8 protein-coding genes are annotated in these 11,965 nt (G+C 50.5%); 3 read left to right on the top strand and 5 right to left on the bottom strand.

Features of this window, described 5'->3' with window-relative positions:
* Positions 1–14: 14 nt before the first annotated feature.
* The 5 genes from EA20_RS0108345 to eptB form a co-directional block, all read right to left on the bottom strand.
* Positions 15–1,943, bottom strand: a complete 1,929-nt coding sequence (locus tag EA20_RS0108345) for an alpha/beta hydrolase (RefSeq protein WP_024966389.1) — start codon at positions 1,941–1,943, stop codon at positions 15–17.
* The gene (locus EA20_RS19965; RefSeq protein WP_024966388.1) at positions 1,933–2,754 is read right to left on the bottom strand and encodes a hypothetical protein; all 822 of its coding nucleotides are present in this window, start codon (positions 2,752–2,754) and stop codon (positions 1,933–1,935) included. Before EA20_RS19965 ends, EA20_RS0108345 begins: the two co-directional genes overlap by 11 nt.
* On the bottom strand, positions 2,751–5,252 hold the full coding sequence (locus EA20_RS0108335; RefSeq protein WP_024966387.1) for a type VI secretion system Vgr family protein: 2,502 nt from the start codon (positions 5,250–5,252) through the stop codon (positions 2,751–2,753). Before EA20_RS0108335 ends, EA20_RS19965 begins: the two co-directional genes overlap by 4 nt.
* Positions 5,249–5,773, bottom strand: a complete 525-nt coding sequence (locus EA20_RS19610; protein WP_024966386.1) for a type VI secretion system contractile sheath small subunit — start codon at positions 5,771–5,773, stop codon at positions 5,249–5,251. The genes EA20_RS0108335 and EA20_RS19610 overlap by 4 nt, the downstream gene beginning before the upstream one ends.
* 1,039 nt (positions 5,774–6,812) lie before the next feature.
* Entirely contained in the window at positions 6,813–8,513 is a 1,701-nt protein-coding gene (gene eptB, locus EA20_RS0108325; RefSeq protein ID WP_024966385.1) for a kdo(2)-lipid A phosphoethanolamine 7''-transferase, read from the bottom strand.
* A gap of 635 nt (positions 8,514–9,148) precedes the next feature.
* Between eptB and EA20_RS0108320 the strand changes: the two genes are divergently transcribed.
* From EA20_RS0108320 to EA20_RS0108310, 3 genes are all read left to right on the top strand, one after another.
* Positions 9,149–9,736, top strand: coding sequence for a TetR/AcrR family transcriptional regulator (locus tag EA20_RS0108320; RefSeq protein WP_024966384.1), 588 nt, complete (start codon positions 9,149–9,151; stop codon positions 9,734–9,736).
* Entirely contained in the window at positions 9,736–10,668 is a 933-nt protein-coding gene (locus tag EA20_RS0108315) for a DMT family transporter (RefSeq protein WP_024966383.1), read from the top strand. Before EA20_RS0108320 ends, EA20_RS0108315 begins: the two co-directional genes overlap by 1 nt.
* A 302-nt stretch (positions 10,669–10,970) precedes the next feature.
* The gene (locus EA20_RS0108310; RefSeq protein ID WP_024966382.1) at positions 10,971–11,954 is read left to right on the top strand and encodes a DUF1852 domain-containing protein; all 984 of its coding nucleotides are present in this window, start codon (positions 10,971–10,973) and stop codon (positions 11,952–11,954) included.
* The last annotated feature ends 11 nt before the right edge of the window (positions 11,955–11,965 follow it).

Below are 11,965 nucleotides of genomic sequence, written 5' to 3'. Positions count from 1 at the left end.
TTAGTTAATTCCTTTTACCAATGGTTATTAGCTACGGGTCGCCCCATACTGCGATTGTTTTTTTCAGTAACATCAGAAACAGACTCATCATTTATGATGTCAGGTTTTGGGGGTACATTTAAAACCCCTTTTTCCATATAATTGTCATAACCCTGTATCCAGTCAGCAACGTCCCTTAATTTTGCCATAAAGGCTTTATTACGGCTGGCATCACAAAACCCGACTGGAATATCATAAGCAACAACCCGACTCATAAACATTCCATTTGTAGGTAAAGTGCTGTGATCCGTAGGCTGAGAGATATATGTTCCCAGCCTATTATTTCGTTCTTCTAGCGTTTCACGGCGGTAACGGGGAATTCGGGTATAACCTGACTGTTCATAGCCTGTTAAAACCTGTTCAAACGGGTATAGATTAATATAGTTCTGATAGGTATCGTCATTGGGGATATCTAAATTATTTTTTTCATGAGCATCTTTATCAAGCTGCCCCCAGCCATAGCCATATTTTTCACCTGGCATTTCTTTCTTACCACCGCGTGTCTGGTCAAATCCTAACTTAGTTAAGTCAGCCACTTTAATTGATTTAGGGGCCTTTTCGCCATTAATATCCAGAGTCCAGTATCCTGGATTGTTATAGGTTAACCAGTCGCCATCATCATCCCAGAACGGCTTGCCATCCGTTGGGGTAAAAGAAGTTCTGGGATTCGGGGTATCACCACAGGGTAGCCAGCGCGCCAGAATACGCTGGTAAAGGTGCCCTTTATGTTGTTCAAGCAAAGGGTGGGGGCTCCCATCAGGATTGTTTTTTAAGCCCTGCCAGCCAAGGCTCAGCAAAGGACTTGCGCCCATGACTCTGTCATGGGGGTTACAGTAAATATAAAAACGACCATGATTATCCCGTTCCGGAATTCTTGTATCACTATCAGATGAGGACAATGTCACATCCGGAGCCCAGCGTTTTTTATCGTCCGTTTTGCCCACGCATAGCGCAATATAATCTTCCGGCTTTAACCTCCCGGCCTGCGCGGCAATCTTATCCACTATTGCTGACAGGGTCTGACTGCGGGCATTATCCGACGAGACTTCATTTGCTGGCAGAGCCAGGCTGTCCGTTATTTTGGCCTCCATCGCATAGGGAGAGTTAAGAATAAACAACGCATCAGGCGCTTTTTTGGCCAGTGCTGTTGCCGCCATCGCAATCATCGTTCCCTGACTGTGAGAAATAATACTTACCGTATCATGGGGATACTCTTGACGAATGAGATCCACTAAATCCGCCAGACGCTTTGCTGCATGGGCGTAGTATTCTCTTGGCGGGGCATCAGTCAACAACCGATCCAGATCGGGGGCAAATTCCTGTACAGGCACCACGCCCAGGACTTTTGACTTAAACCCTTCTTTACTCCACAGCGACAACAGCTGAGTGGTGCCATTTTGAAACGGACCCCCACCCCAGAAAAAGGGGCCTTTTTTACGGACTTCTTCCTCAGGCACTCCCTCAGCAATAAGCTGGTGGTAATCTTCGTTACGGATATTTACCAGCGGAATTTTATATTTCCCCTCTTCCCCTTCAGCAGAACGATATCCCCAGTAAAACCGGATGACCGGAGATCGCCCTTCCTGTACTAGCCGTCTGAATCCCTTGTCGGGTGAGCCGCCATCACAGCTGTAGACATTTTCTTTCAATTTGAAACTGGTATCATTTAGTCCGAGCCGCTCATTTAATCCTGCGCATATATTTTTTTCCGCAAGTTCATACCATTCACCGGTGGAGTTCACACCATGGACAAAAATAATAATCCCGGGTAAATGAGGTGGAAGTTGACATTCTCCACGAACTTTCACTGATTTAGGAGATGTAAAGCTTTTCCAGGAAGGTCGGCCATTATCATCAATACAGGTTTCCAGTACGCGGGTTGGCTCAGCGCTGTTATTGCTCACTTTCCACCTCCCTTTTAAATTTTACAAATCGAATTTTTGTTGGCTTGATATTATTATCACAATGAAAACGTGTGCCATATTTTCTGTTTTTCAGGGTTCCCTTATCAAATTTGACATCTCTGTTTTCAGTAATATCTTCCGTAAGATTCTTGCCATAAATAAAAGGTATTCTCTTCACACCATAGCCGTAATCCTCCCCTCTGTAGAACGCTTCATTACTGACAGTAATAACTGTCCCAACACTTGGGCCATTAAAAGATTTCTCATAGATACGACTATAGAATGTTCTTCCCTCATCAGTTGAAACCATCGCTCCCTGATAACACCCCCGATTATTATCACACCCACTCCATGTATTATTGACATAAGGAAAAGCGAGCGCCCCATTGGTAGCATCATAAAGCAATATACCTCCATACGCCATAATGCCATTCTCTACATTTTTTAACTGAATCTGCTCATCGCCTACCAGATAGTTTTTTACAACAGTTCCGTCATCCTTATAGTAATCGCGATTAACCGTATCAATCCTTGTCTTAATTCCCAAATTTGTATCATGGTAATAAATCTGCCCGCTTTTATCGCAGGCGATATAGTTCTCCAGTGTCAGATAGCGGTGATCGTCAATCCGGAACACCACCTGCGGCGGGGCATCCGTAACCACGACTCTGTCATCATTATCCGCTTTCACCGGACGGGGCATTCCATAGCCAAAACTGCCACCAACAGTAGGCAAATTTGATAATATAATTAACCCAACAATAAATAATGTGCAAACACCCGCGATAATAATCAATGTTTTATTCTTCATTTAATGATTCTCTCCAGCCATGTGATTTCCATATCATCAGTTACTTGCGATTGAGCTAAAGATGTTTCACCTGTTTCAGACGTCACACCTTCGATTAATTTCCCATCCGGTAATTTAATGCGATAACGCTGATTAGCTAATGGCTCCTGTGTCAGGCCATGGGTTATTTTGAACTTCTCATCAAAACTCTCTGGCGCAAACGACTTCATCACGCCCTGCATACTCCCGCTGCCCGCTTTCTTTATCCCTGTATTCTTAACAAGCAGTTTGCCCGGACCGCCTATCTCAACGTTTCCGCCTTTGATTCTGATATAGCCACCGCCGCAGACCAGTGTCAGCTCATCCTGCGCCGTAACGACCATTTTTTTGCCACTTGATATATGCGTGTCCTGCGTCGACCAGGTGGTGATATTCCCGCCCTGCGCCTGTATATCTATATCGTTTTGCGAGCTGAACAGCTTTGCGCCTTCACGGCTGTACAGGCTGAGGTGTTTTCCGGCCGCCAGCGTGAAGTCTTTTTGCGCCCCCACATCCAGCTGTCTGCCCGCCGTCAGCGTCAGGTTATCGCTGGCCGACAGCTGCATATCTTCGCCACTCACCAGTACCATTCCTTTTGGCGCACTGCCCAGGATAACCTCCTCATGCAGCTGTTCTATTTTCTGCTTCAGGAGTGTCTGCTGGCGCCTGACATCCGCGGCCAGCGCCTGTGCCTGCTGTGCGCTGGCCGCCAGGGACTGCATTTCCGCTAAAGCAGCAGAAAGCCGTGTGAGGGCCGGCCCCATCTCCAGCACCTGGCCCTGCGCCTTCACCTGCCCGTCAGCGCTGATAAACAGCCCTTTCTGCGCCCGGATAGCTCCCCAGCTGTCGGTTCTGAGCTCAAAACCCTCACCGCGCTTCTGCTTCTCGCTGTCGACGAGATGGCCGAGGTTGAGCTGACTCTTGCCTCCGTACTCGGTGCTGACCTTGATGTGCTCTTTGCCGCGCTCATCATCGAGGCGGATTTTATTGTTCGCTGGCGTGCGCAGGACGTTGCGTTTGTAGTTGCGGATGGTGACATGGTCCGGGTGCGCCGAATCGTGCAGCACCCCGGCGATATAGGGCCGGTCCGGGTTGCCATCCTCAAAGCCAATCGCCACTTCGGTGCCCGCCAGCAGTGGCAGGTGCAGGCCATAAGTGTCCCCGGCATACGGCCGTGACTGACGCACCCACAGACTTTCAAACCCGGTCTCCCAGCTGTCGCGGTCAAACAGCATGCTGACGCGGTAGCGCCCGTCTTTATCGATATGGCCGTAGGTGTCGTTTTCGGTGGTGCTGGTCACGCGGGCCGGTAAGGTGCCGGCCATCACCGGGCGTGCGCCTGGCTCAGGACGGAAACTAAAATCAGTGCTGTCCGGGATGCCGTCAAACCTGACGCCGAAGTCCTCATCGCGCCGCGCATGACTGTGCATCGCCGTGATGACCACGCCATGAGCAAATACCTCTGCCACTTCGTAGCCGCCGGTGACTTTCAGCACCTGACCGGGGGAGAGCACCGGACAGCTGGTAATGGCATGAGTCTGCGTCTGGCCATTCAGGTAGCGCTCATGGTGTATGCGGGCATAAAACGCGCCGGACTCCGGGGCCGGATTGCGGTCATACTGACTTCCCGGCGTCAGATAGTTACCGGCGTAATGGTAGGCTTCACCGTAAGTGGTCGTATCCCCGCGGGTCACATCCACCTGTGCGTTCATCTCCTCCGTGGCCTGGCGGTAGTTGTAATCGCGGGTGCTGACCTGCTTCTGCACCACGTTATGATGGCTCTCCATCCCCCAGACCGAATCCACACCTTCTGAATGCTGTCCCGACGGCGGCACCGACGGCAGGGTCAGGCTTTTCTTGTAACCCTGCTGGCTGTCGTAAAATTCCACCACGTCGATGTTCAGGCGCGTATCAGTGGTAAAGCGGAACCAGATACCGACCTCCCCCAGCAGACGGGTGATAAAGCGCAGGTCGTCCTCGCCGTACTGCATCACCTGCTCACGGCGCGGGTACTCTTTTGAGAGTGAGAACAAAAAATCCTGACCGCGCATGTTGTGACGCTCGCGCAGGATTTTTTCCACGATTTGTGGGACCGATATATCCTGATAAATGGCGTTCTGATGCGAACGGTCAAGCAGCGCCAGACGTGGCTGGAGCCTCAGGGCATAATGGGTTTCATCTTTTGAGGTACTGAGCCGCTCAAAGCCCGTCACCACGCCCTGAATCACCCGTACCGGCTGCTGCATTTTGATGCCGTAGCCCTGGTCTACCGGGGCCTGCAGCGTCAGGGAAGCCGCTTTCATCAGCATCATTTCTTTGGTGATGGCATGGTCGCCGCTGGTGAACTCAATGCGGTAACGGAACGGCCTGCTCAGGGCCTCATCGCCTTCAAACGCCAGCACATCAAGCTCAGCGTCACATCCCTTCACCGACAACTGGTGATGGTTGTGGCTGAATCTTATCGGGGGATTACTGCTCATGCGCGCACTCCTTGTGTACGGTCAAATTCTGTTCCGGTAGCCAGGCGATATTTTCCAGTGAAGACCAGACGTAGCGTCATCGCCAGGACCGCCTCCACAGCATCCTGACAACCTGCTGCCGATATTTCACAGTCTGGCCTGATACTATCCGGCAGGTTTGCTTGCAGGTTATGCATGGCTTTAAGCGGGGAGATCTGGCGGGCCATCTGTTCAGGTACGAAGACTTTTATTTTACTGAAGGAGAGGCTGACGTTTTCTTCACTGCTGTCACCGGTCAGGGTGTTTTCTACGGCAGGATTAATTATTGGAGAGTATTCAGAAAGGGCGCTGTTAAGGTTATTTTTACTGACGTTTAATTTTGCGTGTTCAGATAAAAGCGTCTTTTGCTGTCCAGGGCTACAATCGGTAGTCGCCCGTAATTTCAGCGGTGATTCCGTTTCCCTGCCTGTTTCGCCAGCATGCAGGCTTAACTGGGTATTAACGCGAAATTCACCTGTCTCTGGCTGGCAGGAATTAGACATAACTGTCCCTGTTCTATGGGGTAATAGAAACGGTCGCTACCAGTAAAATTATTAAGAAAGGCTTATCCTGCCTGAAAAAGTTCCCTTTTCACGCCATCCAACGTGACTCAAAACACCGGGCCAAAGCAAGCGCATTCCCTTCACTGACAAACCGACACTGTGTTTTAGACTTTACCCTGATATTTTAAATACCGGATACGCACTCATAATTAGAGTGTAAAAACTGTAGTCATAATAATGGAAATGAAATTTTGTAACTAAAATTTACATGATGTTAATCTTTCAGAATAGACTACGCCTGTAATTTATAGGAATCTTCTGCAACGCACTGTGCGTACATAATGATTCAGACGTAGGTGTCAGACGTCCAATTTATTCCAGAAGCCAGCCCCCCAGGCATAGCCCATTGTAAATAATTAAATTCAGAGCACTTCAGAAAAAATATCAGGTACAGTTTTGGAGAGAGTAAAGTGAGATGAATATTTCTTATTACCTCTGATTGTTTATTAATGCTTACCAAAAATGCAGGAGGCAAACTGACCTCACTATGCCATTTACCTGTACCTCTTTCTAAAAAAATTGTGAAAGCTCCCTATCCGAGCGGGAGATTCTGTAAGAGCCCGTCTTCAGAAGACAATGCAGGAAGGAACGAATACAATTCGGCGTCAGGATTAAGTTTACCCAGGCCTTTTGGTTAATGACGCTCTCATATATAAAATTAACTCAGGAAAGACAGCCATCGCCATAGCTGATAAAGTCACCTGAGGATTTCCTTCACTATATAGAATGCCTGTCCAGGCTATTTCGCAGCAAAAACGCTGTGATCTTACAGTTCCATCAGGTGTACGCTAAGCTCTTCTCACCCCTCTTTGGGATCCTCTTTGATTTCTTATTTAAATTTTGCAGTGACCAGGCCGCAAGATGTTTTAACAAATCAAAAGGGGTTTTATAACCGACCGATCGTTGAAAGCGTTACCGACCCCCTGGCTGGCTGTTCTATAGAAAATAAAAACGCCCGGCCAGAGCCGGGCGCAGACGATCAGGCTTGATCTGCCGCCGGTGCGGCTTTTGTTGGCGCGGCACACCAGTTGTTGGCATCCCTGATGCCGCCATCTGGTGAGGTATAACCCAGACAGCCCAGAATAGAATCAAACAGCTCAACGTGGCGATGGGTTTTCCCTATCCGCTGCTGTGCCTTAAGGCGTTCAAACGCATGCTGATGTTCAGATTCACTGAGGAACTTATCAGACGCCCAGACGATCATCGGTACGCGGAACTGCTCAGGCGGCGCCACCTCGCGCGGCGTACCGTGCAAGTGCATGTTATCGCTGATCGATTCACCGTGATCGGAGGCGTAAAACACAATCGCCTTTTTATCTCTAAGCTGGTCGAACACGCTGTCGAGCACCGTGTCGGTATAAAGTACCGAGTTATCAAACGCGTTGAGCAGCATCTCTTTACTGCAGGTGTCATCGACGCCCATACACTCGGGCTGATAGCGGGCATACTCACGCGGATAACGCTGCGAATAAAGATAGTGCGAACCTTTGGTATGCAGTACCACCAGGTGTTTGCCCTGAGGATGCCTGTCGAGCGATTTTTTCAGCTCGGGCACCAGCAGCATATCGTCTACCGATTTCCCCTGATTCTGCTTTTCAGAACCGATTTGTTCACGGAAGACATAGTTGTCGGTATCGGTATTGTTGTAAAACCAGACTTCGCTCTGCATCGCAAACAGCTCTGAACTGAAGCCTAACTGTTTCATCACTGCAAAGACGTTCTGCTCTTTCAGCGTCCGTCCCGGCCCTTCATCTGCCCCGCCCTCACGCACAAACATGCAGCGCAGCGACAGCTTGGTCGCCGTATCGCAGGATTCACCGCGGAAGGCGACCAGGTTTTTCTCCTGCGACATCTTCGGCGTGGTGTCCCGTTCATAACCCAGCAGCCCCATATGATCCCAGCGGGTCGTTTCGCCAATAACAAACACCACGTAGGTATCATCCAGACCGGAAGCAGGCGGCACATAAGTGAACTCTTTCGCCGGATCGAACAGCGAACCGCTGTCCATTTTTTCGTCGTAGCTGGTATAGGCAAAGAGGCCTAACGCCGAGAGCCAGTTAGAAGGCAGATAAGAGTGCGCCACCACGCCGCCGTAGCTTGGCAGATCGATATTGGAGAGTTTCTCGTGAATACTCTGCTGTTTGTCAAAGTAGCGGATAGGCAGCCAGACCAGCGCCACAGCGAGCAGCAGCGTCAGCAGCGGCCTGAGGCGCTGCCCGGGCGTTTTGATCTGCTCGATCAGCGTCATGCGCAGTGAATTACGCCAGATCAGCAGCAGCGGCAGCGCGCTGACCAGCACCATCCAGAGCACAAAATGGTAGCCAATCACTTCCTTCGACAGGTCGGTATCCGTAGTCATCACCGAGGCGACAATGCCATAGCCAATGACCACGTTGAAAAAACTCATATAGTAGCTGGCTGCAACAGAAATCAGCACCAGCGCAGTGGCGGCAATGCGCCAGAATACCCGACCACCCAACGACAGCAGGCGCATCAGAAAGAAGGTCAGCAGCACAATGGCGACAATTTCCGCCACCGCGGAGAGCCACTCTGAGGCGTTAAAACTTGCCAGAAAAGGATCAAAACGTCGGTAAAAAACAGGGAGATTCAGGAAGATACCGATGTAAAAAGCCAGCAAAAGCGAGAGCTTTTGTTGCGTAAGTGTTTTTATATAATTCATTCAACCATATTCCCGGCGTAACAAAACAATTCTCAAACGCTAATCAGACCATGCCGTTTCGCCAGAGTTCGGGTAACAGGCCGATTATCCTGCGGAGGGGGGATTACCGGAGCATTCTGAGAGTAAGAGGGCTGTACACCTCTTGTACAGGCGGCGTAGTTAACCATATTATCGCCAGGAGATCAGATTAATCGTCTGTCAGGCCCGTAAAAAAGCACAAAAATTGTTCAGACCATCTGTTTATAGTTGTTTCATTTACCTCCCATGCCAGAGCCTGTTTTCATCTCACTCCGCTGATATGACGACATTGCAGTACAACCGGTGTAGACGCTTTAATATCGCGGCGAGCGTTCGCCTGTGTCGGTTATGGCTATATGCGGCCTGAAGCGTTAACACGTTCTTGCTCTGCCAGATTAAAAACCTCCCATCATCTTACTTTGCAATACCGTCCTGAGCGGCCTCTTCTGGAATTAGTTAAGCCCTCTACCGCTGGCAAAACCTTTCCCTGAACTACGTACGGTTTTGGAGTGACCTTTTTCATCGCTAAAAAAAGGGCGCGAAATTCCCGCCTGTATTGATCTTTCTGCTCTTGTAGGCAGACTGGTCTACCTACTCTTTCTGTCAGGATGTCGTCAATGACTTCTTTACCCGGTCGTCCCGAAACCGCCTACGAAAAGTTGCTCAGCGCGGCGCGCGTACTCTTTTATAACCACGGCATCAACGGCACGGGTATTGATGCCATCATAAAACGCGCCGGCGTCGCCAAAAAAAGCCTCTATAACAATTTCGCTTCGAAAGACGAACTGGTTGCCACCTATCTCAGGGTGCGTCATGAGGAGTGGCTCTCTCTTTATAAGAAGCGGCAGCAGAACGCCACAACGCCCCGTGAAAAAGTGCTGGCCGTGTTTATGGCCTATGAGGACCATGCTGAGTTTGCGTATGAAAATGGTTTCCGCGGCTGCGGCCTGCTCAACGCGGCGGCGGAGCTGCCCGCCGGCGCGCCTGGCCGGCAGGCCGTGCGGGCGCACAAGGAAGAGGTAGAGGCCATTCTCATCGCGCATCTGACCGAACTGATGGGGGAAGAGGCTGAAGAGGCACGCAGGATGGCCAGGCACTTTGCTTTCCTGCTGGAAGGCAGCATTTCACGCGCCGGTCTGGAAGGTAACGGCGATTGCGTCAGGCAGGCTGGGATGATGGCCAGCCAGATGATGGAGACCTACTGATGCTCCCATCAGGACAACGCCTGGGCGGCACGGCGGGGGTACTCGTCGCGGCCATCCTCTGGGGAACGACCGGCACGGCGGCCACCTACGCACCCGATCTGAGTCCGCTGGCCGTGGGCGCGGTTGCCATGGGGATCGGCGGACTGTTACAAGGGCTGATTGCCGCCGCCACCATTATTCGTCAGCGCCGCCTGATAGCCCGTCACTGGCATTACCTGCTGACCGGCGCGCTCGCGGTGGCGGTTTATCCCCTCGCCTTCTATGCCTCCATGCGCTATGCGGGCGTGACGGTCGGCACCGTAATTTCCATCGGGTCTGCGCCCCTGCTTTCCGCCCTGATCGAATACCGCATTGACGGGCTTCGCCTCACAAAGCGCTGGATGAGCGGCGCGGCCACAGGTATTGCCGGTATGATGCTGCTCTGCCTGGCAGAAAGCGGTGGTCACCATAGTGAGAGTAGTTATGGCATGGCGGGCATTATGCTGGGGCTGCTGGCGGGCTTCACCTATGCACTTTATTCCTGGTCAGCGCGGAGAATGATGCAGGAAGGCGTGGCTCCCCGTGCGGCTATGGGCGTGACCTTCGGCGCGGGCGGTATCCTGCTGATGCCGGTGCTGCTGCTGACGGGAGCGCCACTGCTGATGGCCTGGAATAATGCGGCCGTCGGCATTTACATGGCGCTGGTGCCGATGTTTGTCGGCTATCTCTGTTACGGCTACGGACTGGCGCGCATTCCGGCCAGTATGGCGACCACCATTACCCTGCTGGAGCCGGTGGTCGCGGCCCTGCTGGCAGTGCTGCTGGTGGGTGAAAGACTGCCGCCGATCGGTTGGGCTGGCGTCGGCTTGATTGTCGCCTGCCTGACGGTGATTACCCTGCCGGCCCGCAGGCTGCCTTTCACCAAAATCCTGCGCCGGGCTGAAACGCGTTAAATTGTTAATGGGTCAGGGGGCCTGAAATATCAGCCCCCCACTCCGCCTGCATACCTCAGCGAGCAGCCTATGCTTCAGGTTCTCGCGGTGAATCTCTTCGGATTGCGGCATCGGTGCCACCGTCTACGCTCTCATCATGAAAATAGCTCATGATGAATGAAATTAAATCACTTTTCCTCACACCGTGACTCAGGCATAAAAGATGCATTGATGTTAATCAATTAACATAAAAATTGAGTACGAAAGCCTGAGAAAAATGATAGGTCAGGTTTTTATATCAGCAACCGGGGTACCAGATCGAAATGAATAAAAATTTCACATTTACGCTTAAAAGTATTCGTTTCGACGAAAATTATAACCCTTCTGAGAATACGCGAATCACCACTAACTTTGCTAACTTAGCCAGAGGTGATAAGCGCCAGGAGAATCTGCGCAACACCCTGATAATGATCGATAATCGCTTCAATTCTCTGGCGCACTGGGACAACCCCACAAGCGATCGCTACTCGGTTGAGCTTGAAATCATTTCCGCTGAATTAAATATTGATATACAAGGCCAATCTGACGCCTTTCCCGTCATTGAAATATTGAAAACGAATATCGTCGATAAACAAACCAGTCAGCGTATTGCGGGGATTGTAGGGAATAACTTCTCCTCTTATGTGAGGGACTTCGACTTCAGCGTCTTACTGCCAGAACACAATAAAAATCAGTCTGAGTTCAGCCTGCCTGCTCACTTTGGCGATTTGCATGGGAATATTTTCAAAAAATTCATTCGTTCAGATGCCTACAAAGAGAGCTTCAGTAAACCACCGGTGATATGCCTGAGTGTTTCAAGCAAAAACAGTTATTACCGTACAGGAGATACGCATCCTGTATTGGGCGTCGAATATCAGCAGGACGAGCCGTCACTGACTGACTACTATTTCGGAAAAATGGGGCTACAAGCCCGCTATTTTATGCCGGAAGGCAGCGTTGCACCTTTGGCTTTTTATTTCATGGGTGATTTACTCAGCGACTACACACATCTTGAGCTGATAAGCACCATCAGCACGATGGAAACCTTTCAGAAGATTTACCGGCCTGAAATTTACAATGCAAATTCTGCCGCAGGAAAAGTCTGTCAGCCAAGCCTGACGCATCAGGACTATTCGTTAACGCGGATTGTTTACGATCGCGAAGAACGCAGCCAGTTGGCTATTGAACAGGGAAAATTTACTGAAGAAAAATTCATTAAACCCTATAAAGCGGTTCTTGAGCAATGGTCTGCTAACGCCGTTCTTTAATTGATCGAATT

It is taken from the genome of Pantoea sp. IMH (assembly GCF_000599885.1).
In the GTDB taxonomy this organism is placed as follows: Bacteria; Pseudomonadota; Gammaproteobacteria; order Enterobacterales; family Enterobacteriaceae; genus Erwinia.
This window is presented reverse-complemented; position numbering and strand designations above follow the sequence as displayed.